The organism is Schaalia dentiphila ATCC 17982 (assembly GCF_000154225.1).
Taxonomy (GTDB): Bacteria; Actinomycetota; Actinomycetes; order Actinomycetales; family Actinomycetaceae; genus Pauljensenia; species Pauljensenia dentiphila.
The window spans coordinates 1,592,328-1,618,607 of sequence record NZ_DS264586.1 but is presented as its reverse complement, the minus strand read 5'-3'; the positions used below and the strand labels follow the sequence as shown (position 1 = coordinate 1,618,607).

24 protein-coding genes are annotated in these 26,280 nt (G+C 66.5%); 9 read left to right on the top strand and 15 right to left on the bottom strand.

All coding sequences use genetic code 11. The annotated features are described in order from the left end of the window. Positions 1 to 38 precede the first annotated feature (38 nt). The 7 genes from ACTODO_RS06880 to ACTODO_RS06850 all read right to left on the bottom strand — a co-directional run bounded on the left by ACTODO_RS06880 (position 39) and on the right by ACTODO_RS06850 (position 8,478). On the bottom strand, positions 39 to 839 hold the full coding sequence (locus ACTODO_RS06880; protein WP_003792616.1) for a sulfite exporter TauE/SafE family protein: 801 nt from the start codon (positions 837 to 839) through the stop codon (positions 39 to 41). 3 nt (positions 840 to 842) lie between these two features. Beyond that, entirely contained in the window at positions 843 to 2,102 is a 1,260-nt protein-coding gene (locus ACTODO_RS06875) for an anaerobic sulfatase maturase (RefSeq protein WP_081445780.1), read from the bottom strand. Then, positions 2,099 to 3,316 (bottom strand): ROK family transcriptional regulator, encoded by a 1,218-nt coding sequence (locus tag ACTODO_RS06870; RefSeq protein WP_003792614.1) that lies wholly within the window; start codon positions 3,314 to 3,316, stop codon positions 2,099 to 2,101. Before ACTODO_RS06870 ends, ACTODO_RS06875 begins: the two co-directional genes overlap by 4 nt. A 156-nt stretch (positions 3,317 to 3,472) precedes the next feature. After that, positions 3,473 to 4,993, bottom strand: coding sequence for a sulfatase family protein (locus tag ACTODO_RS06865; protein ID WP_003792613.1), 1,521 nt, complete (start codon positions 4,991 to 4,993; stop codon positions 3,473 to 3,475). A gap of 40 nt (positions 4,994 to 5,033) precedes the next feature. Then, positions 5,034 to 6,482: a sugar porter family MFS transporter gene (locus tag ACTODO_RS06860; protein WP_208853695.1), complete on the bottom strand. Its 1,449-nt coding sequence runs from the start codon at positions 6,480 to 6,482 to the stop codon at positions 5,034 to 5,036. A 134-nt stretch (positions 6,483 to 6,616) separates the two neighbouring features. Further along, complete coding sequence (locus ACTODO_RS06855) at positions 6,617 to 7,480, bottom strand: TIGR03943 family putative permease subunit (RefSeq protein WP_003792609.1); 864 nt, start codon at positions 7,478 to 7,480, stop codon at positions 6,617 to 6,619. Then, entirely contained in the window at positions 7,477 to 8,478 is a 1,002-nt protein-coding gene (locus tag ACTODO_RS06850; RefSeq protein ID WP_003792608.1) for a permease, read from the bottom strand. Before ACTODO_RS06850 ends, ACTODO_RS06855 begins: the two co-directional genes overlap by 4 nt. 403 nt (positions 8,479 to 8,881) lie before the next feature. On the opposite strand from ACTODO_RS06850, the gene ileS reads away from it, so the two are divergent. Further along, the gene (ileS, locus tag ACTODO_RS06845; protein ID WP_003792606.1) at positions 8,882 to 12,157 is read left to right on the top strand and encodes an isoleucine--tRNA ligase; all 3,276 of its coding nucleotides are present in this window, start codon (positions 8,882 to 8,884) and stop codon (positions 12,155 to 12,157) included. A gap of 82 nt (positions 12,158 to 12,239) precedes the next feature. Here ileS and ACTODO_RS06840 read toward each other — a convergent pair whose 3' ends face one another. The 5 genes from ACTODO_RS06840 to ACTODO_RS06820 all read right to left on the bottom strand — a co-directional run bounded on the left by ACTODO_RS06840 (position 12,240) and on the right by ACTODO_RS06820 (position 15,003). Then, complete coding sequence (locus ACTODO_RS06840; protein WP_244262535.1) at positions 12,240 to 12,830, bottom strand: hypothetical protein; 591 nt, start codon at positions 12,828 to 12,830, stop codon at positions 12,240 to 12,242. Next, positions 12,772 to 13,314 (bottom strand): hypothetical protein, encoded by a 543-nt coding sequence (locus tag ACTODO_RS06835; protein WP_244262534.1) that lies wholly within the window; start codon positions 13,312 to 13,314, stop codon positions 12,772 to 12,774. Before ACTODO_RS06835 ends, ACTODO_RS06840 begins: the two co-directional genes overlap by 59 nt. 158 nt (positions 13,315 to 13,472) lie before the next feature. Further along, positions 13,473 to 14,114 (bottom strand): hypothetical protein, encoded by a 642-nt coding sequence (locus ACTODO_RS06830; RefSeq protein ID WP_003792603.1) that lies wholly within the window; start codon positions 14,112 to 14,114, stop codon positions 13,473 to 13,475. A gap of 38 nt (positions 14,115 to 14,152) precedes the next feature. Further along, positions 14,153 to 14,563, bottom strand: a complete 411-nt coding sequence (locus tag ACTODO_RS06825; RefSeq protein WP_003792602.1) for a hypothetical protein — start codon at positions 14,561 to 14,563, stop codon at positions 14,153 to 14,155. Positions 14,564 to 14,646: 83 nt separating this feature from the next. Next, positions 14,647 to 15,003: a 50S ribosomal protein L7/L12 gene (locus tag ACTODO_RS06820; RefSeq protein ID WP_432263822.1), complete on the bottom strand. Its 357-nt coding sequence runs from the start codon at positions 15,001 to 15,003 to the stop codon at positions 14,647 to 14,649. Between the two features lie 232 nt (positions 15,004 to 15,235). Between ACTODO_RS06820 and ACTODO_RS06815 the strand changes: the two genes are divergently transcribed. The 8 genes from ACTODO_RS06815 to ACTODO_RS11065 all read left to right on the top strand — a co-directional run bounded on the left by ACTODO_RS06815 (position 15,236) and on the right by ACTODO_RS11065 (position 23,895). Then, entirely contained in the window at positions 15,236 to 16,906 is a 1,671-nt protein-coding gene (locus ACTODO_RS06815; RefSeq protein WP_003792599.1) for a bifunctional folylpolyglutamate synthase/dihydrofolate synthase, read from the top strand. A gap of 119 nt (positions 16,907 to 17,025) precedes the next feature. Next, a complete protein-coding gene (gene dhaK / locus ACTODO_RS06810; RefSeq protein WP_003792598.1) occupies positions 17,026 to 18,018 on the top strand; it encodes a dihydroxyacetone kinase subunit DhaK in 993 nt (330 codons plus the stop codon). Positions 18,019 to 18,046: 28 nt separating this feature from the next. Beyond that, on the top strand, positions 18,047 to 18,688 hold the full coding sequence (gene dhaL / locus ACTODO_RS06805) for a dihydroxyacetone kinase subunit DhaL (RefSeq protein ID WP_003792597.1): 642 nt from the start codon (positions 18,047 to 18,049) through the stop codon (positions 18,686 to 18,688). Then, positions 18,685 to 19,443: a dihydroxyacetone kinase phosphoryl donor subunit DhaM gene (gene dhaM / locus ACTODO_RS06800; protein ID WP_003792596.1), complete on the top strand. Its 759-nt coding sequence runs from the start codon at positions 18,685 to 18,687 to the stop codon at positions 19,441 to 19,443. The genes dhaL and dhaM overlap by 4 nt, the downstream gene beginning before the upstream one ends. Beyond that, positions 19,440 to 19,910 carry a nucleoside-diphosphate kinase gene (gene ndk / locus ACTODO_RS06795; RefSeq protein WP_003792595.1) on the top strand — a complete coding sequence of 157 codons (471 nt, stop codon included), beginning with the start codon at positions 19,440 to 19,442 and terminating at the stop codon, positions 19,908 to 19,910. Before dhaM ends, ndk begins: the two co-directional genes overlap by 4 nt. Positions 19,911 to 19,930: 20 nt before the next feature. Continuing rightward, a complete protein-coding gene (gene smc, locus ACTODO_RS06790; protein WP_003792594.1) occupies positions 19,931 to 23,506 on the top strand; it encodes a chromosome segregation protein SMC in 3,576 nt (1,191 codons plus the stop codon). Between the two features lie 101 nt (positions 23,507 to 23,607). Then, the gene (locus ACTODO_RS10990) at positions 23,608 to 23,763 is read left to right on the top strand and encodes a hypothetical protein (RefSeq protein WP_003792593.1); all 156 of its coding nucleotides are present in this window, start codon (positions 23,608 to 23,610) and stop codon (positions 23,761 to 23,763) included. A gap of 18 nt (positions 23,764 to 23,781) precedes the next feature. Then, positions 23,782 to 23,895: a ribbon-helix-helix protein, CopG family gene (locus ACTODO_RS11065; protein ID WP_279625075.1), complete on the top strand. Its 114-nt coding sequence runs from the start codon at positions 23,782 to 23,784 to the stop codon at positions 23,893 to 23,895. Positions 23,896 to 23,989: 94 nt separating this feature from the next. Here ACTODO_RS11065 and ACTODO_RS06785 read toward each other — a convergent pair whose 3' ends face one another. The 3 genes from ACTODO_RS06785 to ACTODO_RS06775 form a co-directional block, all read right to left on the bottom strand. Then, positions 23,990 to 24,673, bottom strand: coding sequence for an ABC transporter ATP-binding protein (locus ACTODO_RS06785; protein ID WP_003792592.1), 684 nt, complete (start codon positions 24,671 to 24,673; stop codon positions 23,990 to 23,992). A gap of 1 nt (position 24,674) precedes the next feature. Beyond that, positions 24,675 to 25,775 carry an ABC transporter permease gene (locus ACTODO_RS06780; RefSeq protein WP_003792591.1) on the bottom strand — a complete coding sequence of 367 codons (1,101 nt, stop codon included), beginning with the start codon at positions 25,773 to 25,775 and terminating at the stop codon, positions 24,675 to 24,677. Between the two features lie 255 nt (positions 25,776 to 26,030). Then, the gene (locus tag ACTODO_RS06775; RefSeq protein WP_003796397.1) at positions 26,031 to 26,246 is read right to left on the bottom strand and encodes a DUF7455 domain-containing protein; all 216 of its coding nucleotides are present in this window, start codon (positions 26,244 to 26,246) and stop codon (positions 26,031 to 26,033) included. Positions 26,247 to 26,280: the final 34 nt, after the last annotated feature.

Below are 26,280 nucleotides of genomic sequence, written 5' to 3'. Positions count from 1 at the left end.
ATGAGGGCGCGCGAGACACAATCGGTCTCGCGCGCCCTTCATGCGAGTGTGGCCGCCAGGGTCGAGACTGTCACGCACACGAGGAGCGCCGCAAAGACCAGGCCGAGCACCCGATTCGAGACTCTCTTGGTGAGCTTGGCTCCCACGATGCCGCCTCCCATCGACGCCGCGGTGAACAGCGCGACCATGACCCCGGCCTCGGCGGTGATCGTCAGCGTGCCCGCGAGAGTGCGCGAGGCCAGCCCGAAGGCGGCGGTGATGACCATGACCAGCAGGGACGTCGCGGAGGCCCGCTTCATCGGGTACCGTAGCGCCAGGTGCAGCGCGGGCACGATCGCGAACCCGCCGCCGACGCCGAAGAATCCCGTGAGGAAACCCGTCAGCGTCGCCAGGGCGACGACGCGGAACACGGTCGTGAGCGTCCAGGTGCCCTTGTCGACCTTGGTATCCCCGGCCTCGTCAGAAGAGGACGAGGCAGATGGGCGCATCTGGGAGTGCACCATGAAGACCGCGACCGCTCCCAGGAGAGCGCAGAAGGAGAGCATGAGGGCACGCGCCGAAATGAGCGGGCCGAGCGCCGAGCCTGCCCACGTGCCCACGAGGCCAGCCAGGGCGAAGAGAGCGCCCTCGCGCCATGCGACGTTCCCGCTGCGAGCGCGCGTCGCCAGCGAGATAGCGGCCGTCAGCCCCACGATGATGAGGGACAAGCCCGTTGCCTGGTGGGGATCCTGCCCAAGAATGTAGACGAGGATCGGCACCGACAAGATGCCGCCTCCCGCGCCGAGCGAGCCGACGACGATGCCGACGAATGCGCCGATGAGGAGCGCTTCAACAATCATTGGTCATTTCCGAATAGATGTGGTGAGAGATAGTCCAAGGGAGGATGAAACCGCGGGGTCCATGATGTCCGAGGCCGGCCTGCCCGCCGCGATCAGCATGCCCATCGCGCGCAGGGCAGGGGTGGCGTGTTCATAAAACGCCCGGTACCCCTCGCACAGGTAGTTATGTGAGGACTCGCCGCGTCGCACGAAACGGTCTTTCGGGCATCCTCCCCAGCACAGCCGCAGGTGCGGGCACGCGCGGCATTCGTCATCCAGGCTGGGCTTGAGGCGAGCGAAGTCACGCATCTTCTCCGAGGCCGCCAGCTGCGTGAAGGACGAGGAGTTGATTGAGCCGACCAACCAATCCGGCTCCACCCAGTGATCGCAGGCGTACACGTCGCCGTTGAACTCCATCGCCATGTTCGCCCCGCACTGGGGCGCATGCACGCACACCGTGGCCGAGCCAAACATGGCCGACAGGGTCGAATCCACGTCCTGAATGAAGACCTCGCCGACGTCGGCGGACAGCCACTGGTCGAACACCTCGCACAGGAAACGCCCGTAGGAAGCAGGGGATGTGGAACGGCTGGTGACGCAGTCCCCGTCCTGGCGGTACAGGAGCGCCGAGGTCCCGGAGCGCCAGCCGCGCTCGGCCTGGGCCAGGTCGGCGGCGCGCACGCGCTCGACGATGGGGATGAACTGCAGGTAGCGGGCCCCCAGATCGTCGCGGAAGTAGCGGTACACCTCCTCCCCGTGCTCCTCGTTGGCGGCGTTGACCGTGCACAGAATGTTCGTCTCCACGCCTGCGCGAGCGAGTGCCTCCCAGCCGCGCACAACCATCGCGTGTGTGCCCCGCCCGCCACGGTTGACCCGGTAGGCGTCGTGCAGGGGAGCAGGCCCGTCGATGGACACGCCCACGAGGAAGTCATGGTCCGCGAAAAAGCTGGCCCAGTCGTCGGTCACCAGCGTGCCATTGGTCTGCAGTGCGTGACGCACACGCTGGGTGGGGCGACGGTAGCGCTCACACAACTGAATGAGGCGCTCAAAAAAAGGCAGGCCACGCAGGGTCGGCTCCCCGCCCTGCCACAGCATCGTGACCTCGCCGTCGGGGCTCGATTCGAGGAACGCCTCGACGTAACGTTCCAAGGTCTGCTCGGACATAGTCTGCGCCGCTGCGTCGTAGAGCAGCTCCTTGGACAGGAAGAAGCAGTACTGGCAATCCAGGTTGCAGGCTGCCCCCGTCGGTTTGGTGACGACGGAGAAGGGGATCGAGCGCATCACGGCCTACCCCCGTGATCGGTGCGCACCTCCATCGACGAGGCCGGCCCCACCTCCAGGGGTGAGCCTTCCTCGGGGAGGCGAGCGGCTGCGGTGTCCTCCTCAAAGGGACGGGCGGCGATGTACGCGCTTGCCTGAGCAGCACCCAAAGGCCCGAGTGATGCCCCCACGACGTCGATGTCCCACTCCATGACGGGAATCAGCTCCCTATGCATGGCGGCCGCGATGTCGGATCGCAGGGAGGGAAACGCGTCGACGATTTCGCCGGCCACGATGATGGCCCGAGGGTTAATGAGGAGCGCGGCCGAACCCAAGACATAGCCGACAGCCTGGGTAGCCCGCTCCAGGGCCTCGCGCGCACGCGTGTCGCCGGACAATACGGCGGCCCGCAGCTGAGCAATATCGGCGACGCCCGCGCGCTCGCACAGCGCCGGGACGGATGCCAGTGTTTCGAGGCAACCGCGCTTGCCACAGGCGCAGGGTGAGTCATTGGCGCCCACCGTCATGTGCCCGAGTTCCCCGGCCAGCCCTCCTGCCCCGCCAACGAGGCGAAAATCGGAGACGACGCAGCCGCCCACGCCCCCAGATAGACGCAAGTAGATGAACGAAGACATGTCCGCGCCCGCGCCCCACAGGGCCTCCGCGAGCGCCGCCATGCGCACGGTGTTGTCGACGATCGGGAGAGGAGCCCACCAACGACGCGTGAGCTCGCTGAGCTCCTCCATGGTCGGGTACGCGTCCGAGGAGAGCCTGGCGTTACGCCCCATCGGAATGGGAACCCCCACGCCCACCGCGCGCACCGTCGAAGTGTCGATTCCTTGACGGGCCGCGCTCGCGGCCAGAGCCTCGCAGGTTTGCTCGAGAGAGAGCTGGAGGGAGGGAGAGGCGGGGGAGATGATATGAACGGCGGCCAGGACGGTGCCGGCGCGCGAGAGCATGACGCCCGCGCACGACGTGCGCGTGACGTTCAGGCCGACGCAGTGTGCCGCCGATGAGTTGAGGGTGAGGAGCTGGGTGGGCCGGCCTCGTCCGGGGGCGTTCGTGCGCACGGGCGTCACCGATCCCTCGTCGAGGAGGGTGGTGAGCGCGCGCCCCAGGTTCGTGCGTGAGGTGTCGAGGGCCTCGCACAGCTGGGAGCGCGTTGCGGGGGCTTTGGCCAGGTGGGCGACGATGCGGTCTTCGAGGGTGGGCAGTGGTCTGCGTGTGGGGTAGTGCATGCCTCTCCTTCCCGGCGCTTCGTCGTTGGTGTCCGCTCGGGGCGCTTCGGCCTCGTTGACAGCTTCTATGATACGCGTCACTGTGTGGGGTGTGCAGGGCGCGCGTTGGCCTCGGCGGCGGGATCATGCGTGTCCTCCCGCCGCCGAGGCAGGGGCTTAGTCGCTCGTGACCTCGTCGAGGTCGGAGCGAGCCGTGTTCACCAGCGGGATGTCGAAGTCCGTCATCGCCGCCATCCACTTGGCGAAGGAGTGATCCCCGCGCTCACGCAGCTGCAGGTACAGGTTCGTGGCCAGCTCCCTGCGGATCTCGTCGTAGACGGGCACGGTGTACACGTTGTTCATCTCCGCCGGATCGAGTCGCAGGTCGTAGAGCTCGTTGATCGACTCGGGGTTGATGACGAGCTTGAAGTCCCGCGTGCGCAGCATGCGCTGCTGGAGGGGGAAGTGGTGGCCGTGGAACTCGCACACGATGTCCTCGCGCCAGCCTTCGACCTGTCCGCCGCGCGTCAGATCCACGATCGAGCGGCCGTCCTCCACGAGCGAGGTGTCCAGGCCCGCGATGTCGAGGACCGTGGCCGGCAGATCGATGAGGGAGACGAATGCGTCGGAGCGTCCCACGGTTGAGACGCCGGGGATGTGGGCTATGAAGGGGACGTTGTAGATGTCGTCGTACATCATCGGGCCCTTGTCGTTGAGGCGGTGTGAACCCGTGAATTCACCGTGGTCCGCGCAGAAGAAGACCGCCGTGTCGTCCAGGATGCCCAGCTCGCGCGCCACGTCCATGATGCGCCCTATCTCGAAGTCGATCATGGCCGTGTAGCCCCAGTAGACCGCGATGAGCTTCTTCCACTGCTCGTTCGTGAACGAGGACGTGGACCAGTAGGTCGCGTAGTTCTCCTGGATCGGGGGCTTGCCGATGAGGGAGTCGCCGAAGTTTTCCGGCAGCTCGACGTCGTTTGGATCGATGAGGTCGAACCACTCGTCGGGCAGGAAGTAGGGCAGGTGGGGGCCGAAGAAGTGCACGTCGAGGCAGAAGGGCTGCTTCGAGTCCTTCCAGTCGGCGGCGTACTCGCGAAGCTTCTCGATCGCGCGGTCCGCCAGGAAGCGCTCGAAGGTGGCTTCCTCGGGCTGGTCGAGGCGTGCGGCGATGATGTGCCCGTCGCGTCCGCCGGGCAGCTTGCCGCGCCACAGGTCGTGCGCGCGCACCGGTGGGAGGTTGTTGGCCTCGAGCCAGGCGACATACTTCTCGTTGGCGACCGGGTTTTCGGCGCCCCAGTATGTGTCGTCGTCCGCGCCGAACTTGTCAGGCAGGTTGTAGCCGCAGTGGTACTTGCCGACGATGCCGACGTTGTAGCCGGCGTCGCGCAGTTCCTGCGTGTACGTCCACGTGCCCTCGGGGATCGAGACCTGGTAAGCGATATTCCATTCGGGGTTGGCCAGCACCTGGTGCTTGCCCGGGCGCTTGCCGGTCAGCAGGGAGGCGCGAGCCGGCGTGCAGATAGCCGTGGGGGTGAAGCAATGGGTGAAGGCGAAGCCCGATTCGCCCATCGCGTCGATGACGGGAGTTTGCGCGTGGGGGTTGCCCAGGCAACCGATCGTGTCGGTGCGGTGCTGGTCGGTCATGATGACCAGGACGTTGCGCACGTTGTTGGGAATGTCCCGAGTCGTATTAGTCATTGCAGTGCCTTTTTGTCGTTGAAATCGAAGGGGAGAGCGCTCACTTCTGGGCGACTACCTTGTCCATGTCTTCAAGCTCGGCGCCGCTGGTCTCGGTGAGGAACTTCGCTGTGAAGATGACCGCGAGGACACCGAAGGCGCAGTAGATCCAGTAGGTGCCGGCCGGCGACCAGGCGATGAGGAAGGGGAAGAGGAGGACGACCAGGAAGTTGACGAGGAAGTCGGCACCCGACGCGAGCGACATGGCGCCGCCGCGGATCGAGTTGGGGAACATCTCGCCCATGACGATGGAGAAGATGGGGCCCCACGAGGAGGTGAATCCGAGCAGGAACATGCACAGGGCCGCGACCGCCAGGAATGCCAGGACGGGGGAGTCCGCGACATCCGGCTTGCCGTCGATGGTGGGGGCGACCGTGAAGACCGTCGCCACGATGCCGAGCGAGACGAAGATGAGGGTGCCGCCGTAGATCAGCATGCGCTTGCGGCCCACGCGGTCCACCAGCATGATGCCCGACAGGACGCCGACGATCTTGAATGCGGTGATGAGCAGGGTCTGGGCCAGGGCCATCGACTCGGTGAAGCCGACGGCGGCGAACAGGGAGTTGGAGTAGAAGAAGACGCCGTTGATGCCGGTGAGCTGCTGGAAGGCTGCGATCGCCATGCCGACAAACACGAGGCCTCGCCACTGCGAGGACAGGATCTGTCCGATCGAGAGCTTCGCGCCGCCCGTGATCGTCAGGGACTGGGCGATGGCCTCGACGCGGGCCGCGGGGTCTTCCTCGCCGGACAGCTTGGCCAGGATCTCCTCGGCCTCCTTGGTGCGGCCCACGGAGACGAGGTAACGGGGAGACTCGGGAATCTTCGCCGTAAAGACGACGAAGAGCAGGGCCGGGATGATGAGGCACGCGAAGAGGACCTGCCAGGTCATGAGCCCGCCGAACGCAGGCTTGGCAGCGCCGCCCGTGATCGAGACGACCGCCGTGTTGATGAGGCCGGCGAAGAAGAGGCCCAGGATGATCGCGAGCTGGCGGAATCCGATGAGACGCCCGCGGATGTCTGCGGGCGCGATCTCAGCGACGTAGCCGGGGGCAACCGTGGTCGCCGCTCCGAAGCCGATGCCGCCAATGATGCGGGTCAGGAGCAGGAAGGGATAGCCGAGGCTACCGAGTAGGGGAGAGATGGGGCCGAGGAGGGCCTCAACAAGCAGGAAGGGACCGACCCACATGAGCGTCGTCTTACGGCCGATCTTGTCGGAGATGCGCCCCGCGGCGAGGGCACCGATCAGCCCACCGATGACACCTGCCGCGCCCGCAACGCCCTGCAGGATCGGGCCGAGCTCAAAGGTGGATCCCACGGCCTTGATGGCGGCGTTGAGGACCATGCCCTCGAATCCGTAGAAGAAGGGGCCGAGGGTGGCGATCAGAGCGAGAGTCGTTGCGTAGCGCCTCGCTTGCTTGTCGCGGGGTGTGAGTGTGGTTGTCGATGACATGTCTTCATCCTTGAAGGTGTGGTGATGCGCCCGCGCCTGCCGTGTGCGCTTCATTCACCGTACGCGCACAATTTTGTGTCCGAAGTAACGGACATAAACAGAGGTAGTGAACTGCGTCACTAAAATGCGTGCGGTTAACGCGTCTGAACCACAAACTCCGGATTCGGCGTCTGTGCCGGCGTCACCGAATCAGCCTCAATGACCAGCGCCTTCCCGCCGCGCACACGCAGCGTACCGCTCACATGCACCCAGCTATCCGCCTCAGGAGCAGGCCCAGCCCACCGCACCGCAAAACCAACCGGATACGCATCCGCCGCACAACACCAAATCGCCATACGCGCCACCGCAAAACTCTCCTCATCGGTCACGCGCGGAATCGACGCCTGGGCGCTCGCGGCCTCGGCACTGAGCACGAAACCCGTCAATTCGACGCGCTGACCATCGTGCGCGCGGCCGTTGGCGATCATCTCCTCCACCTGGGAGTAGAAGTTGTCGGTCGTGAGCTCCAGCTTCCCGCTCGACGAGGCCTGCCCCGCGCCCGCGTTCTGGCTGCCACTGCCGGTGGTAGGGTTTGCACCCCCGTTCGCTGAGTTGTCGGAATCCCCGGGGGTGTCCTCGGTCGAATCGTCGGTGTCCGCGTCGATGGTGGATCCGCCAGAGGTGGGGCGTGCGCCAATCGCGCCCGCGGCCAGCTCGGAGGGGGAGACGCGGAAGGGGAGGATGAGCAGGGCGGCAGCCAGGAGGGCGACGAGGCTGCGCGTCGTGGCCCGGTAGGAGGTGGCCGTGTCCGCGCTCTTGTGTTCGCCGGCGTCGATGCGCGCGGAGAGTGCGAGCGCGCAGGCGAACAGGCCGATGCTGGACGCGATGATGCCCAAGCGTGCCGACGGGGGCACGAAGGACGCGTAGCGGCCAGACATGGCGAGCCACAGCAGCACGCCGCCGAGGGACGCGAGAGAGAGCGACTCGAGGACGGGGGCGATGCGGTCGATGAGCTTCACGAGAGGACCCCCATCCACCAGGCGCCACCAATGACGGCGGCGGCGATGCACGTGACGGTCGCAAACAGGCGAAGCACGAACGCGCCGCGGAACTGCGAGGACAGCAGCGCCACGTTCTTCACGTCCATCATCGGGCCGTAGACCATGAACCCCATGAGTGCTCCCTGCGGCGCGAGGGAGGCCAGCGAACGCGCGATCACCGCGTCCGAAGAGGAACACAGCGACAGGGCGAAGCCCGCCCCCATCATGAGCGCCAGGGCGCCGGGAGCGGGCAGGCCCGCGAGCAGGGAAGACACCGGCCAGAACACCTGCGCCGCAGTCGAGGCGGCCACACCGCCCAGCAGATAGGGCAGGATTCGCCCGAAGGAATGGCCAGTCGCGCCAAGGATGCCAGAGAACGAGCGGTCCGGCGTCTCGCAGCCGCCGTCGCATCCGCACGAGTCCCCGTCGTGGACGTGGGCTTCCTCGCGCAGGGCGCTCGGAGGAGAAGCCAGCATCGACAGGCCTACCGACAACGCGACGATGATGCTCAGCCCAATACGTGCACCCACAATCGCCCACGAGCCGAACGCGTAATACGTTGATGCAATCACCAGGGGATTGATCGCGGGGGAAGCCAGCATGAGAGTGGTCGCCGCCGACAGGGGAACGCCCTTGCGCAGCAGTGAACGAAAGATCGGCACCGCCGAGCAATCGCAGACGGGAAGAAGGAAAGCAGCGACGAGAGCGGTCAACACGGACGCCACAGGGTTCGTCGGAAACACGCGCGCGATCAGGGCGGGGGAGACGAAGGCCTCGATGAGTTCTGCGACGAACACGCCCAGAAGCAGGAAGGGAATCGCCTGCAGGGTCATGCCCACGGCGATCGTCGCCGCGCGACCAATGGGCAGGCCCGATCCGGCCAGGGTTCCCTGCGTGGCCCACACGGCAATCAGCGCCACCAGCACAAGCGCGCCGATAAGCGCACCCCAGGGGCGCGCGGGGCTTTTCGTCTCCACTACACTCACCCCACAACTCTAGGACAGGAGCCCCACACCCCTCCGAACACTCGCCGACCACGGCCCACTAGGCCGTCGTCTACGCACGCGACAACGAGCGCTCGCAGGAGCGCTGTGTGCAGACAGACGCTCCGCCCAGTGGGCGCTCCGGAGTTTCTTCGCTACACTGGTTTTTCGCTACGATCCGGCCCGCTCCAGCGGGGTATCACCGGGGAGCATCCGGAAGAAAGAGGGCAGCGACAGCCGGCCACGGCCTCGTCCCCTCCAGTAGAACCGGACGGGAGGGCCCGACATAGCCCCAACGAAGCGGCCGCGCCCGGCGAGGGAGCGGCAAGCGGGGTGGTACCGCGCGTGCCGGCGACGCCGGTCCTCGTCCCTGTATAGGCGCGAGACGAGGACACTCATGACGAAGCACGGCTTCTACCCCCGCCACCGGCAAGACGAGGTGGACCCCAGCCCTTCCTTCCCCGCGATGGAAGAGGGCACCCTGGCGTTCTGGGCCAGCAACGACACCTTCCGCAAATCCATTGAGATGCGCGACGCCGGCGAGAATGGCTCCAACGAGTTCGTGTTCTACGATGGCCCGCCTTTCGCCAACGGCCTGCCCCACTACGGTCACCTCCTGACCGGCTATGTCAAGGACGTCGTGGGCCGCTACCAGACCATGAAGGGCCACCGCGTCGAGCGCCGCTTCGGCTGGGACACGCACGGCCTGCCCGCCGAGCTCGAGGCCCAGCGCCAGCTCGGCATCGAGGACGTCACCGAGATCACCCGCGAAGGTGGCATCGGTATCGAGGCGTTCAACGCAGCCTGCCGCTCCTCCGTCCTGCGCTACACGAAGGAATGGGAAGAGTACGTCACCCGCCAGGCCCGCTGGGTGGACTTCGAGCACGACTACAAGACGCTCGACATGCCCTACACCGAGTCCGTGATCTGGGCGTTCAAACAGCTCTACGACAAGGGCCTGGCCTACCAGGGCCACCGCGTCCTGCCCTACTGCTGGAACGACCGCACGCCTCTGAGCAACCATGAGCTCAAGATGGACGATGACGTGTACCAGGACCGCACCGACAACACGGTGACCGTGGGCCTGCGTCTCGAGACGAAGCTGCGCGAGGACTCGGCGCGCCCCGAGCTGGCCCTCATCTGGACGACCACGCCCTGGACCCTGCCCTCGAACTCGGCCGTCGCCGTGGGCCCGGAGATCGAATACTCCCTCGTTGAGGTGGCTGCCGACCACGAGGGTGTCTTCGCGGGCGAGCGCGTCCTCATCGCCACCGACCTGATCCACGCCTACGCCAAGGAGCTGGGCGAGGAACCCACCGTCGTGGCCACCTACAAGGGCTCGGAGCTGGTGGGCACCCACTACCACCCGATCTACGACTACTTCGACACCCCCGAGCGCCGCGCTGAGGCTGGCGCTCCCGGCCCCAACGGCTGGTCCATCATCGCCGCCGACTACGTGACGACCACGGACGGCACCGGCCTCGTCCACCAGGCCCCCGCCTTCGGTGAGGATGACATGTGGACGTGCATGGAGTACGGCATCGGCGTCGTTCTGCCCGTCGACGAGGGCGGCGTCTTCACCTCCGAGGTAAGCGACTACGAGGGCATGCAGATCTTCGACGCGAACCGCTACGTGGTCGCCGACCTGCGCGAGCAGGGTGGCCCGATCGCGCGCCGCGCCCCCGAGATCCGCGCCGTGCTGGTGCGCGAGAAGTCCTACGTGCACTCCTACCCGCACTGCTGGCGCTGCCGCAAGCCCCTCATGTACAAGGCCGTGTCCTCCTGGTTCGTCCGCGTGACCGAGATCCGCGATCGCATGGTGGAGCTCAACCAGGAGATCACCTGGACCCCCTCGCACACCAAGGACGGCATCTTCGGCAAGTGGCTGGAGGGCGCCCGCGACTGGTCGATCTCGCGTAACCGCTTCTGGGGCGCGCCGATCCCCGTGTGGGTCTCGGACGATCCGGCGTACCCGCGCACCGACGTCTACGGCTCCATCGCGGAGCTCGAGGCCGACTTCGGTGTGAAGGTCACGGACTTCCACCGTCCCTTCATCGACTCCCTGACGCGCCCGAACCCGGACGACCCGACGGGCAAGTCGACGATGCGTCGCATCTCCGACGTGTTCGATTGCTGGTTCGAGTCCGGTTCGATGCCCTTCGCGCAGGTGCACTACCCCTTTGAGAACCAGGAGTGGTTCGAGAACCACTACCCGGGCGACTTCATCGTCGAGTACATCGGTCAGACGCGCGGCTGGTTCTACACGCTGCACGTCCTGGCGACCGCGCTCTTCGATCGCCCGGCGTTCCGCTCCTGCGTCTCCCACGGCATCGTCCTGGGCGACGACGGCCTGAAGATGAGTAAGTCGCTGCGAAACTACCCGGACGTGGCCGAGGTGTTCAACAAGTACGGTTCCGACGCCATGCGTTGGTTCCTCATGTCGAGCCCGGTCGTGCGCGGCGGCAACCTGATCGTCAAGGAGGAGTCGATCCGCGACACCGTCCGTCAGGTGCTGCTGCCCATCTGGAACACCTACTACTTCTTCACGCTGTACGCGGGTGCCTGCAACAAGGGCGAGGGCTACGAGGCCTCGCGCATCGATCTGTCGTCGCCCGAGGCCGTGGCCGCGCTGGCGCAGATGGATCGCTACCTGCTGGCCCACACCCGCACCCTCGCCGAGGACGTGCGCGGCGCGCTTGACGGCTACGACGTGGCCGGCGCGTGCGAGGCGATCCGCGATTACCTGGACGTCCTGACGAACTGGTACGTGCGTACCCAGCGTCAGCGCTTCTGGGACGAGGATGGCGCCGCGTTTGACACGCTGTACACGGCTCTCGTGACGCTTATGGAGCTGGCGGCGCCCCTGCTGCCGCTGCTGAGCGAGGAGATTTGGCGCGGCCTGACGGGCGGGGAGTCCGTGCACCTCGTTGACTTCCCCGTCCTTGATGAGGCCGTGGCTGCCCCCGAGCTGGTCGCCGCGATGGATGAGGTTCGTTCGATCGTGTCGGCTGCCCACGCGCTGCGTAAGACGCATCAGCTGCGCGTGCGCCAGCCGCTGGCCTCGCTGCTGGTCGTGTCGGAGAACTTCGCTGCGCTGGAGCCCTTCGCGGACCTGATCGCCTCTGAGGTGAACGTGAAGTCCGTGGTCTTTTCCGCACCGCAGGACTCGGGCCTGAGCGTTCGCACCGAGCTCGCACTGAACCCGCGCGCCTTCGATCCGGCTGTCCGTAAGCTGACGAGCCAGCTGTTCAAGGCTCAGAAGTCCGGTGAGTGGGAGGTCGTGGACGGCGAGTGCCGTTTCGCCTCCGTCGAGCTGGATGGGGCGCCGCTGGTGCTCACGGGCGACATGTTCTCCGTGTCCACCTCCGTGGACGCCGCCGAGGGCCAGGTCGCGGACGTTCTGGCGTCGGGCACCTTCGTTGTGCTCGATACGGAGCTGACCCCCGAGCTCGAGGCCGAGGGCTACGCCCGCGACGTTGTGCGCGCCGTTCAGGACGAGCGTAAGAACGCTGGCCTGCACATCGCGGACCGCATCAACCTGTCGCTGACGGTGCCCTCCGAGCACGTGGCCGACGTGGAGACCTGGCGCGACATGATCGCCGCCGAGACCCTTGCTCTGTCGCTGACGGTTGAGGCCGGCGACAAGCTTGCAGTGAGCGTCGCCAAGCACTGAGTGCTGTTACTGAGACGGGCGGGCTGCGCGAAAGCGCGGCCCGCCCGTTTCTGTGAGCATCGTGTCGGGGAAGATTCCCTGGTTAGCGAGTGCCTTCCAGGTAATCGCCGTCAGACGGCAGCTTCACGCCCGCGTGGCGCAGGCGTTCCAGGTGCGGCTCGACCGAGGAGAGATACGGGGCGAGAACGGGATTCGCCTCTGGGTCCATGAAGGACTCGACGTAGTCCTCTAGTGGGAACTGCGTGGCAAAGAGCGTCTGACGCAGCTCGAGGCTGTTCACCGACTCGACGACCATCGTCGGGTCGGTGGCGCTCGTGTATCGCTTGACCCGCGGCCACCGCGTGTCCGCGATCTTCCACTGCTGCGCTGAGGGAGGCTCACCCGGGATCACGATGGGGCGTTGGCGCAGCTGTGCGCGACGCAGCGCACCGACCTGGGTGACCAGCACGTAGCTGGCCAGCGTCTCGTTGCGCGTGTCCATGGTGAACCGCCAGCTTGGGTGACGTTCGGACCAGCTGAAACGGTAGTAGCCCGACATCTCCCAGACGGTGAAGAAATCGGTGTTGTAGTTCGAGAACGAATACCCGTACCCGTATCCCTGCTGGAAGTCGGCTTTAGCGACGGAAGTATCCGAACAGATCTTTCCAATCAATTCTTCCAATTTCCCCAACATGCTCGGAGACTCCTTCGATGATGTTCTGCGTGATGAGCTCGTCGATCGTCATGGGCGCCCAGCCGCCGATCATGACTTTTTCGATGATTCGCACCTGTGGGACCTGCCCGTGGGAACCCATGTCCTCGTCGAGCAGGCAGATCTCGATGGCGACGTCCTCGGGCAACGGGTTATCGGTGAAGCGGAACTGGCGGTAAAGCTCGTTGTAGTTGGCGGGTGGCCCCGAGCGGAACTCCGAGGGAAAGATCAAGCACTTGATGATGGGCGTCAGGTTGCGCGCTCCGACGTGTCCGATGTGGTCCAGGCCATCGATGTCGAGGGCTTCGATGAACTCGTCTTTGTCGCGGAAATAGCGGTTGGTTCCCGGGATTTCGCCGTGGTCGCGGTCGTCGCGCCATTCCGGACAGATTGTGCCGGGCTGCGAGAAGCGCGAGCGCATCCAGTCGGCCGTCGAGTGAATGTACGGGTCGGTGCCTTCGGCCATTTGCAGTTCCATGGCGCCGGTTACGTCAGCTCCGCACCGGTAGCGCTCTCCGAGGCCCTGCGCCGCGTTGGGCAGCACGTCGCCTGGGCCGGGCGCGCGCGTGGGAAAAATGTGTGTCTGATGGACAGTGCGTCGCTTGTCGTCGGGCGAAGGAGTCTCTAGTTGCATCGGAACTCACTCCTCTTTCTCGGTGCAGGCGCGGGAATCGGTGGCGCCGAGGCCTCGGCCGGCGGGAGGGGAATCGGCGGTTCGGCGCCCGGTGCAGGGGCGTTGGCGGGAGTCGCGCTGTCCTGTGGTTCTGTGGCTGGCGGTGGGGGGATCGGGGGTTCGGCGGACGAGGCCTCGGACGCCTTCTCCTCCTCGGCGTCTTCGGTTTCTTCAGTAGCGTCGTCCTTGACGGGCGTGGGCACGGGCTCCTGGTACATCGCCAGCTCGATGGCGTCGACGATCGGGCACACGATCTTGTTGAAGCCCTCGTAGTCGAGGTCGTGCAGGTCGTCGTTGCCGCACCGAATACGCAGGTTGATGAAGTGCACCTGGTTGTAGAAGATGATGATCATCGGTTCTTTGACCACCACGGACTCGCCGGCGATCCCGATGCTTCGAGCCTCGGGGATGGAGAGCACGTCGGCGCGCGACTCAAGCTCGACGGACTGATCGTCCACGAAGATCGTGATGTCCGCAAAATACTCGAAGGCGGCGTAGACCGCCTGGAGCATCATCTCCCACGAGACTCGGTTCGTGAGGGTAAAGGTGGACAGGAGCCAGCCGCCGTCCTCGTGATGCCCTTCCAGGTGCATGCCTGTGTTCCTCTCGCTTCCGGGGGTGCGTTCGGTGCTCAGCCCTTCGGCAGCGTGGCCGGCGGGACGTGCATCATGATCTCGATGGAGTCCATGAACTGGCACATCGACTTGTTGAACTTCTCGTAGTCGGTGGTCTGGAATTCCTCGTTGACCCGGCCGATCGCGACGTTGACGAACGGCTTTTGGTTGAAGAACGTCAGCATGATCGGCGCCTTGAGGATGGGGGACATGCCTCGGATCATGACGCTGGAAGCCTCGGGAATAGCCAGCAGATCCTCGGGTGCGGACAAACGGAGGGGCTCGCCGTCGACCTGCACCTCGGCGTCCTGGATGTAGGGGTAGACCCCACGCACGCCCTGGGTCAGTTTCTCCCACGGCACGCGGTACGTGAGGTTGAAGCTGGATCGGATCCAGCCCGGTTCTTCGGTGAGACCTGCCAGCAGCATGGGGAATCCTTCGCGTCATTGAGGATGTCTGTGTGGTCGGCATCCTATCAGAGCGGTTGGCTCGCCCAGCATGAGGGAATCGCTCAGCGCGCGGCGTCGATTGCCGCCTTCGCTGTCTTCAGGTCGACGCCGGTGCGGTCCCGGTAGGCCTTGATGGCGTTGAGGACCCTGCCCTCGGCGATCATCTGGAGTTCGGCGGCGCTCAGCTCCGGGAAGGAGGCCGTGGTCGGGTTGGGTGCACCGGCTGGGAAGGCAGGAACTGAGGCCTGCGGTACTGCCGCCTCGGGAGAGGGGAAGGATGATCCGGCGAGGGCCGCGACTCCGGCGTCCGCGTAAGCGGTGCGCAGTCGCGCCTCGAGGGTCGCAACCTGTTCCTTGAGTCGCTGGTTCTCGGCGCGCAACTCCTCGATTTCGGATGCCTGACTAAACCACTTACCCACGTGTCGCCTCCTGAAATAGATCATCGTGAAGGCTTTCATCCTACCTGTCTTCGTCGGCGCGCTGACGACGAGCTCCCCGCGGAGAATGTGTAGGTTCGGGGGTACCCCGCCCCGGCCTCGTCAATGACGACGCGCGGACTGTGCGCGACAACGCGCCGTGACCGGCGGAACAAGCCGCCCGCCGTGCCTGGCCCGGTAAAATAGCGAAGACACTGCGAGCAGCGGAGGAAACATGGCAGGCGAATCGTTCTTCGGGCAAGACCCCACCCACGAGGATCAGCAGGGCGGCATCCCGGCCGACCTGATTCCGTACCTGGAAGCGGCCGACGAGGTCGAGGACACCGAGGCGGGGGAGGGCAGCGACCCTCAGGCTGAGGAGAGCGAACGCGAGGCTGCGCTGCGCGCCCTCGTCGAGCACTCGCTGCTGCTGGGCCCCGACCCCTCAGTCCTCGCCGAGATCGAGGGCGAGGTGGATGAGGACTTCGCCGACGATGCCGCCGAGGCACGCGACGAGCGCGCCTCCCACGAGGCCGCACTCGCGAAGGCTGAGGAGGACGTCGCGCTGGACGCCCGCGTGCAGGAGATCTACCAGTCCATCGTCGCGCGCGCACCCGAGCACGACATCGATCCCACGCTCGATCGCGTGAAGCTCGCCTTGGACATCCTGGGCGACCCGCAGAACTCCTACCCGTCGATCCACATCACGGGTACGAACGGCAAGACCTCCACGTCGCGCATGATCGACTCGCTCCTTACTGCTTTCGGCATGAAGACGGGCCGCTTTACGAGCCCGCACCTGCTCGACGTGCGCGAACGCATCTCCCTGGAGGGCCACCCGATCACGCGCGAGGGCTTCGTGCGCGCATGGGAGGACATTGAGCCCTACGTCGGCATGGTGGACGAGCGCAGCGCGCAGGAGGACGGCCCCCGTCTGTCCTTCTTCGAGGTGTTCACGATCATGGCGTATGCGGCCTTCGCCGACTATCCGGTCGACGCCGCTGTCGTCGAGGTCGGCATGGGCGGGCGCTGGGACGCCACGAACGTCATCGACGCGGGCGTCTCCGTTATCACCCCGATCGCCCTGGACCACACGAAGTGGCTCGGCTCCACGATCGAGGAAATCGCGCGCGAAAAAGCTGGCATCATCAAGCCCGGCCAGGTTGTCGTCATCATGGCTCAGGAGGAGGAAGTCCTCGACATCCTCCTCGAGCAGGCGCGCTCTGTCGACGCGATCGCCCGCGTCGAGGGCCGAGACTTCGAGGTCGTGGATCGTCAGATGGGCGTCGGCGGCCAGATGGTTACGATCCGCACGCCCTCCGCGGTCTACGAGGACGTGTTCGTCCCGCTGTTCGGGCAGTATCAGGCCCACAACGCGGCGGCGGCCCTCGTCGCCGTCGAGGCCTTCATGGGCGGGCGTGGCCTGGACGGTCGCATCGTCGAGCAGGGCCTCATGAACGCCTCCAGCCCGGGACGCATGCAGGTTGTGCGTCATTCGCCCACGATCATCGTGGACGCCGCGCATAACCCCGCGGGTGCGGCCACCCTGCGCGAGGCCGTGGAATCCTCCTTTGGGTTCGCGCGCATCGCGGGCGTGTATGCGGCGATGGGGGACAAGGACGTCGAGGGCGTCCTGTCCGAGGTCGAACCCTTCATCGATCACCTTGTCGTCACGCAGATGCCGGGCGAGCGCGCGGCTGACATCGCGCGCCTGGCCGAGATCGCCGAGGAGGTCTTCGGTCCTGACCGGGTAGACGTGCGCGAGTCGTTGGCCGACGCGGTCGATCGTGCAGCAGAGATCGCCGAGGCCGGGGCCGAGCCCGCGGATCGCAGCGGAGTTCTTGTGTTTGGCTCGGTCATGCTGGCCGGGGAAATGCTGGCCCTCGCCGGTCACAGCCCCCGCTAGGATGGAACCCAACCAGGGCGGCCGCATCGTGGCGGCCGCCACGGTTAGGATTTCGTGCTCAAAGGTGGCACGATTGATCACGTATACAAGTACAGATGAGCAATGTGCAAGGAGGCAACATGAAGAAGCTCGTCAATGACGTCCACGCCGTCGTCCGCGAAACACTCGAAGGTTTCGCCCTGGCCCACCCCGACCTCGTCGATGTCCATTACTCGCCCGACTTCGTGACCCGTCACGCCCCCAAGGCTGAGGGCAAGGTCGGCCTCGTCTCCGGTGGCGGATCCGGGCACGAGCCCCTGCACGCGGGCTTCGTCGGTGAAGGCATGCTGGATGCGGCCGTGCCCGGCGCGGTCTTTACCTCGCCCACCCCCGACCCGATCCTGGAGGCCACGAAGGCCGCCGACCACGGCGCGGGCGTGCTGCACATCGTCAAGAACTACACGGGCGACGTCCTCAATTTCGAGACCGCCGCCGAGCTGGCCGACATGGAGGATATCAAGGTTTCGTCGGTCGTCGTGAATGATGACGTGGCCGTCGAGGACTCCCTCTACACGGCGGGGCGTCGCGGCGTCGCCGGAACGATCTTCGTGGAGAAGATCGCTGGTGCTGCCGCCGAGCGCGGCGACTCCCTGGAGGAAGTTACCCGCATTGCCACCAAGGTCAACGACCAGACCCGCTCCATGGGCCTGGCCCTGGGCCCCTGCACGGTGCCCCACGCCGGCAAGCCCTCCTTCGACCTGGGCGAGGACGAGATTGAGCTGGGCATCGGCATCCACGGCGAACCCGGATACCGCCGCGGCTCCATGGAGACCGCAGACAGCCTCGTCGCCGAACTCTACGAGCGCGTGCGCGAAGACCTGGGCCTCGCCGAAGGTGAGCGCGTCGTGGCTCTCGTCAACGGCATGGGCGGCACCCCCGTCTCCGAGCTCTACATCTGCTTCCGCGCCCTCGCCGCCCTGCTGAAGAAGGACGGCATCAAGATTGCCCGCCAGATGGTCGGCAACTACGTCACCAGCCTGGAGATGCCCGGCGTCTCCGTGACCCTCATGCGCGCCGACGACGAGCTCCTCGAGCTCTTCGACGCGCCCGTGAACACGGTCGCCTGGAAGTAAGCAACGAGGCAGGACAAGGAGAAACACGATGAGCCTAGATGCAGCGTGGGCACTGCGGTGGATCGAGCTGGCCGCGGCGCAGGTCGCTGAGCAGCGCGACTACCTGGTGGACCTGGACCGAGCCATCGGAGATGGCGACCACGGCGAGAACATGGACCGCGGCTTCAAGGCCGCCGTCGAGGCCCTGGGCCAGGCCCAGCCGGGCAGCGTCGCCGAGGTCCTCAAGACGGTCGCCAAGACCCTCATGTCCACGGTCGGCGGCGCCGCCGGGCCCCTCTACGGGACCGCGTTCCTGCGCGCATCGAAGGCCGCCGGTGACGGCGAGCTCGACAGCGCGGGCGTGGCAGCGGTAATCGCGGGCGCGCTCGACGGAATCCAGGCCCGAGGCAAGGGCACCACGGGCGAAAAGACCATGGTGGACGCGTGGACGCCCGCCCTCGAGGCCGCCCGCGCGGCCGCCGAGTCCGGTAGCGATCCCGTGGCCGTCCTCGAGGCCGCCGCCACCGCCGCAGAGGTCGGAGCTGCCGCCACGGAACCCATGCGGGCCACGAAGGGACGCGCCTCCTACCTGGGAGAACGCTCCATCGGACACCTCGACCCGGGTGCCGTGTCCACCTCCCTCATCCTGCGCGCCGCCGTGCGAGCAGCGGGCGAGGCCGGCGCAGCATGAGCGTGCGCGTCTCCTTCGTCATCGTCTCCCACTCGGCCTCCCTGGCCAACGGAGTCTGCGAGCTGGCCGCCCAGATGGCCCCCGACGTGCACTTCGAGGCCGCCGGGGGCACGGACGACGGCCGCATCGGCACCTCCTACGACCTCGTGGAGACGGCCCTCGAGGCCGCCCTTGCTGCCGTGGACGGGGAGGGAAGCGGCGTCATCGTCCTGACCGACCTCGGCTCGGCCACGATGACCGTCGAATCTGTCATCGACATGAGCGACGAACCCGAGCGCGTGCGTTTCGTCGACACCTGCCTCGTCGAAGGGGCCGTCGCATCCTCAGTGCGGGCCCAGCTCGGCGAAGACCTCGACCAGGTCGCCGACGTCGCAGCCGCCCTGGCCCCCCGCGTGGACGACGTGCCCGCCCAGGAGGCGGCCAGCCCCGCTCCCGCGAAGCCCAGTGGGGCAGGGGGAGGGACCCCGGCCTCGTCGACGTGGGCGCAGGCGGACGCGGTCGTCGCGGACCCCGTCGGCCTGCACGCGCGACCCGCCGCCGCCTTCGTGCGCCTGGCGGGCACCTTCGACGCCGAGGTCACCGTCAACGGGGCGGACGGCGGGTCGGTCCTGGAGCTCATGGCCCTGGGCATCACCCAAGGTCAGAGCGTCCACATCGAGGCCAATGGGGCAGACGCCACAGCGGCGGTTGCGGCCCTGACAGATATGCTGGAAAGCGCAACTGAGCAACCCTCATCATCAAAGGAGACAATGTGAGCGCTAAGAGTGTTCTGCTGGAGCCCCAGCACCTTCTCGACCCCACCCTGGAGCACACCCTCATCGTCGTGAAGCCCGACGGCTACGCCCGCGGCCTGACCGGTGAGATCCTGCGCCGCATCGAGGCCAAGGGCTACACGATCAAGGGCCTCAAGCTCATGATCGCCTCCCGCGAGCTGCTCGCCGAGCACTACGCCGACCACAAGGACAAGCCCTTCTTCGAGGGCCTCCTGGAGTTCATGAGCTCCGGCCCGGTCGTCGCCATCATCGTCGAAGGCCAGCGCGTCGTCGAGGGCATGCGCGTCCTCATGGGCTCGACCGATCCGACGACGGCCCCCGCGGGCACGATCCGCGGAGACCTTGGTCGCGCGTGGAACAGCCCCCACATGGAGAACCTGATCCACGGCTCGGACTCTGTGGACAACGCAACGCGCGAAATCTCCCTGTGGTTCCCGGAGATTTACTGAGACACGGCTAACCTGCAAGGGTGTACCTCAAAAACCTGACACTGCGGGGCTTTAAGTCCTTCGCCAGTGCGACCACGCTCGCCCTCGAACCGGGCATTACGTGCGTCGTCGGCCCCAACGGGTCGGGTAAATCCAACGTCGTCGACGCTCTCGCCTGGGTCATGGGCGAGCAGGGTGCCCGCGCGCTGCGCGGCGGGCAAATGGCGGACGTGATTTTCGCGGGGACATCTGGGCGCGCGGCGTTGGGGCGCGCCCAGGTGGACCTGACGATTGACAACACCGACGGGCTGCTCGACATCGAGTATTCCGAGGTGACGATCAGCCGCACCCTGTTCCGCGGGGGAGGCTCCGAATACTCCATTAACGGCACTCCGGCGAGGCTGCTGGACGTGCAGGAGCTCCTCTCCGACACGGGCATGGGCCGTCAGATGCACGTCATCGTCGGCCAGGGACAGCTCGACGCGATTCTGTCCTCTACGCCCGAGGAGCGTCGCGGGTTCATCGAAGAGCCCGCAGGTGTCCTGAAGCATCGCCGGCGCAAGGAACGTGCGCTCAAGAAGCTGGCCGACATGGACGCGAACCTCGTGCGCGTCCTGGACCTGACCAACGAGATTCACCGCCAGCTGGGGCCCCTGGCTCGCCAGGCGCGGGTTGCTCGTCGCGCGTCCCTCATTCAGGCGCGCGTGCGCGACGCGAAGGCCCGCCTGCTCGCGGATGACTTGGCCTCTGCGCTGTCGAAGCTATCGGTGCTCGAGGCATCGGACGAGTCGGCCGCCGCCCGCCGGGCCTCGCTCGAGGAGCAGATTGCGGCCGCGCGCGCTGAGCTTGCGCGCCTGGAGGACGCTGAGCGCGCGTCCTCGCCGGCGCTCGAGCAGGCATCCTCCGACTGGCAGTCGCTGACCACGATCACCGAGCGCCTGCGCGGCACGCTCATGGCCGCGACCCAGAAGGTTGCGTTGAGGGCGACCCCCGAGCTGCCACCGGGCGGCGAGGACCCCGACGTGCTCGACGAGCGCGCCCGCGTCGCCGGCGCCGAGGACGCGACCCTGGCCGGTCAGGTCGAGGCCGCGCGCTCCGCGCTGATGTCCGCGACTCGTGCGCGTGAGGCCGCCGAGGACGCCGACGATTCCGCGTCCCGCGAGCTGGCCCGCGTCAACCGCGTCATCGCCGACCACCGCGAGAAGGTCGCGCGCCTGACGGGCGACGCCTCCACGGCCGCGTCTCGCCTGGAGGCTGCGATCGCCGAGGCCGACCGCGCGTGGGGCGCCTACCGCGCGGCCCAGGAGCGCGCTGAGGCCGCAGAGAAGGCCGTGCCCGTGTCGTCTGTGGGCTCTGTTGGTGTTGCTGAGGGGGCCTCGTCCGAGGAAGAAGCCAGCGGGGGAGCGGCCCGCGCACACGCCGAGGCCTCAGCCCGGCGCGACGCCGCACGCGCCCGCGTGGACGAGCTGCTCGGCGTCGAGCGCGAGGCCCGAGCCGACCGCGCGCGCTGGGAGGCGCGCCGCGACGCGCTCGAGCAGCTGCTGACCCCCGAGGACGGCACCGCAGAGCTACTGGGACGTCCCGGCGTGCTCGGCCAGGTCGCGCCCCTCCTGCACGTCACGCCTGGTTTTGAGGACGCCGTCGCCGCCGCGCTCGCCCCCTTCGCTGACGCCGTCGTCGTCGACTCCCTGGCCCGAGGCCTGGACGAGCTGGACGCTGCCCGCGCGGCAGGGCGCTCGCTGCGGCTTGTTGTAGCGTCGGGTTCTTCTGATGATCTTTCTCACGATTCCGATGACGGGATCGGTGCAGCCCGCGCCGATCTGCCCGAGGGTGCGACGTGGCTTGCCGACGTCGTTGCCTGCGAGGGGGCCGCCGCGCCGCTGGTATCCCTGCTGGACGGGGTCGTTTCGTGCTCCCTTGTGGCCGCCGCTGACGTGCTGGACATGCCCGGTGTGCGCGTAGTTGTCACGTCAGGTGGCGACGTGCTGCGCTCTTGGTCGGTGGAGGGCGGCCGCCAGGCCTCCTCTGTGCTCTCCGTGCGCGCCGACTACGAGGAGGCGTGCGCGCAGGCCGAGGCCGTCCAAGCCCGCATGGCCGATGTGTCTGAGCAGCTCAGCGAGGCAAACGCGAACCTGGACCGCTGCATCCGCGAGGCAAACGACGCCCTGAAGGCCCTGCGCGAGGAGGACGCGCAGCGCGCCAAGGAAGCCCAGGAGCTGGCCCGCGCCCAGTCGGCCGCGCAGGCCGCCCGAGCTGAGGCCGAGCGCGCCCACGACGTGGCCCGCCGCGCCGACGAGCAGGTCACGTGGGCCCGCGAGCAGGACGTTGGCGCACGCGCACGCCTCGATGGCGCCGACACCGTCGGCCCACCCGAGTCCCTCGAAGACGCCCAGGCCCGCGCGGACGCAGCCTCCCGCGCCGCACGCGAGGCCCGCGAGGCCGAAAACGAGGCACGCCTATCACTGCGAGCCCTCGAAGAACAATCGCGGCGCGCCGCCTCCCGCGCCCGCTCCCTGCGCCAAGCAGCCGCCGCCGAGCGCGAGGAGCGCGCCCGTTACGCCCGGCGCGAGGCCGCGCGCAAGACGGAGCTGGCCACGGCCTCGGACGTGGAGGCCGCAGCCCGCGTGGCCCTCGAGGCAGCCGAGCGTGCCCTCGCTCAGGCCGTCGCCGAGCGCGACCGCCTGAGTGAGCGGCGCTCCCAGGTCTCCCAGGAGGTCTCGGACGCCCGCCGCGCCCTGGACCGGCTGAGCGCGGAGCTGTCGGAGGCCACGGCCTCGGCCCACCAGGGGCAGATCGCCGCCGAACAGACGCGCCTGCGCGTCGAGGACCTGCAGCGGCGCGCCCTGGAGGAGCTGTCCCTCGAACCCGAGCAGCTGCTCGCCGAGTTTGGCCCCCAGACGCTGGTGCCGATGCTGCCGCTCGACCCCGACCAGGTTGAGAAGGCCGCGGCCGCCGAGCCGAGCGCCTACGTGCGCGCCGAGCAGGAGCGAGCGCTCGCCAAGGCGCAGAAGGACCTGGAGAAGCTGGGGCGCGTGAACCCCCTGGCGCTCGAGGAGCACGAGGCACTGGCATCGCGGCACAAGTTCCTGGTGGATCAGGTGCAGGACCTCAAAGCTTCGAAGGCGGACCTGCTGCGCATCGTGCAGGACGTGGATCGCCTGGTGGAGGAGGCCTTCGCGTCGGCGTTCGCCGAGACGCGCGAGCAGTTCGAGCACGTGTTCGGCGTGCTGTTCCCGGGCGGACAGGGCGAACTCGTGCTCACCGACCCGGACGACATGCTGACGACCGGCATCGAGATCGAGGTTCGGCCCGCGGGCAAGAAGGTGAAGCGCCTGTCGCTGCTGTCGGGCGGCGAGCGTTCCCTGGCCGCGATCGCGTTCCTGGTCGCGATCTTCAAGGCGCGGCCCTCTCCCTTCTACGTCATGGACGAGGTCGAGGCCGCCCTGGACGACATGAACCTGACACGCCTGCTCGCCATCTTCAAGGAGCTGCAGGAGACCTCGCAGCTGATTGTCATCACGCACCAGAAGCGCACGATGGAGATCGCGGACGCCCTCTACGGCGTCACAATGCGCGATGGCGTCACCACGGTGGTCTCCCAGCGCCTCGCGGACTAGGGGAGTGCTCCTCGTGTGGAAAAGCCGTTGCTTCTACTCGCGATGACACCGCCTTCAAAGAAAATGATGACAGAAATATTTGGACCCGGGAGGAGAGGGTAATGAGCAAGAAGCAAGAGGGGACCTACCATCTCGCGGGAGGGATCACCGTTACCGACGCCGACCTTGAAGCGGATGCTCAGCGCTTCGAAGCGGGCGAATGTGACGGAGCCTGGAAGGTGCTGCCAGGGCGTCCGCAGCTCTTAGGTGAGGACTAATAGCCGGTCGGCACGCGCCTGCCTGAATCCTTGGTTCGGGAGCTCGACGAGGCTACCGGGGAACTCGGACAAACCCGTAGTGAGCTTGTGCGTCGTTTTATCTCGGAGGGCCTGCTGGCGCTGAAGGCCTGAAGCTGTGCGGATCTCCTGAAAGCAGAGCCCAGGAGATCCGCACCGTCACCGCCGCTGCAATGTGAGTGGAGCGCGCGCGAAGCCAGCAGCCGGCTCAGGCCGCGAGCCTTGTCAGCGTGCCGTGCGTGAGCTCGTAGATCGTGTCCACGTAGGGCAGGATCGAGCGATCGTGGGTCACCATGATGGCACACTTGTGGGTGGACTTGACTTCCTTGCTGATCAGCTGCGCGATCTCCTGGCCGCGGTCCGGGTCCAGGCTCGCGGTCGGCTCGTCTGCCAGGATCAGCTGCGGGTTGCCAACGAAGGCGCGAGCGATCGCCGCCCTCTGCTTCTGACCGCCCGACATCTGGCGCGGATACTTCGCGTAGGAGGCCTCGATCCCCAGGTCCTCCATGAGGGAGCGGACCTCTGCCTGGCGTGCAGCCTTGTCCTTCTGACCCTTGAGCTTGGCGACCAACTCGAGCTGATCGCCAATACGCATGTAGGGCAGGAGCTGGTGGTCCTGGAAGATGAAGCCCAGCAGCTCCAGGCGCTTGCGTGTCCACTGCTTCTGGCTCAGCTGTGTGAGGTCCTCGCCGGCGATGGAGATGCGTCCCTCGTCGGCCGACAACAGCAGGCCAGCGATAGACAGGAGCGTCGACTTTCCGGAACCGGAAGGCCCGAGGATCGCCACGAATTCGCCGTTGTCGACGCTCAGGTTCAGCCCGCTGAGCACGTGGTGGATCTCGTCGCCGTCGGCGTAGGACTTTCCGATGTTGTCCAGTTCGATGATCGCCATTTTATTCTCCGTTTCCGCCGATGACGTCGATGGGGTCCACCTTCTTGATCTTGAGTAGCGACAGCGCGCCGCACAGGATCGAGGTCACGACGAAACTCACCGCGACTGTCACGGTGTCCGAGAGCGTCATGATGGACGGGACGGTACTTGGCAAGAAGGGGGCAACAAGAGCCGCCAGGCCCAGCCCGATCGTCACACCGATCAACGAAATGATCGTCAGCTGGGAGATCTGGATGTAGGTGATGGTCCGCATCCGCATGCCGATCGCCTTCAACACTCCGAATTGCCGAAGCTTCTGAAGAGTCAGGATGTAGAAGAACACGCCGAGGACGGACGACGAGGCCACGAGGAGCACCCAGGTCATCATCTTCAAGGTGAGGTTCTGAGCCTTGTATCCCGGAATCTTGTCGATAACCTGCTGGCGGTCGGCCACCATCAGGTCGCTGGGCAGATCGTCGGCCGCAATCTCCTTCGAGGTGACGATCGTCTGAGCGTGCCACTGGTAGTTAGGGTCGGTCTTCGCGCGCATCGCCGCATAGGTCTGCGAGGACACGAAGCCGATGTCGCTGTAGCCATAGTTGGCGTTCTTCGCGAAAGCAACGACCGTCAGCGCCTGCTCGGACATCTTGTCGATCACCTGGTCTCCCACGCGGATCCCCTCGTCCTCAAACGCGCGATCCAGGATGACCTCGTTCTCCTTGAGTCCGGACGCGCTCACGTCGGAGTCGATGACCGCGGGCTCGAGAGTGCCATCCTCGTTATGGTCTGTCGCGAAGTAGGTGATGTCCAGGGTGTTGGAGTCATCGCCGCGCGTGATGGCGGCTCGCTGGATGACCAGGCCGGCGTAGTCCGACAAGCCGCGAGCTTCCAGCTCCTCGATGTCCTCTTCGGTCACGGAGGAATAGGGGATGACGCCCTCGGAGTCCGTCGACAAGATGTACGTCGCGGCCCCGTAGTTCTGGATCTGCGCGGATACGGAGGAGGCGAGGCCGTTGGTGAGACCCGAGAGGAACACGACCATGAACATGAGCGTGGCGATCAGGAACTCGATGAGAATGAACTTCTTTGGTTGGTATTTTATTTCGTTCCACGCTATTTTCATGGCTTTGCTCCAATGTGGGCGAAAGTGTGTCAGTTCGCCACTTTTTGTGCCCGAAAGCGGCTCGTAACTGTATCACGTGGTTTTTGACAGGCGCGCGGGGGAGAGGAGCAAAAGTACGGATCAAGAGCGGTTTCGTGACGCAGGCATCGCAAATAGGCGCAACAACGATGTGCGCAAGAAAAACGCGGGCGGGGACCCGTTGGTCCCCGCCCGCGCCTGCAAGCCGTGCGTCCCGCCGCTGCGGGAGGCTCGCTCTCAGTCGTTCATGAAATGACGCTCGTCCAGGATCTGTGCGCCGCCACCCACCAGTGAGGGCAGGTGCTCGTTTGCGTGGTGGCCGCAGAAGTAGAGCTGGCCACCCGAAGGCATCGTCGCACGAACCCAGGCGCGAGCGCCGCAGGCGTCGCAACGATTAGCCGCGCTGAGCTGCGGCTCGTCCAGTACGGGGCGTTCAAGAGTCTGTGCGTTCATGCTTCCATCACACACCATCACCCCGCGCCTCGCA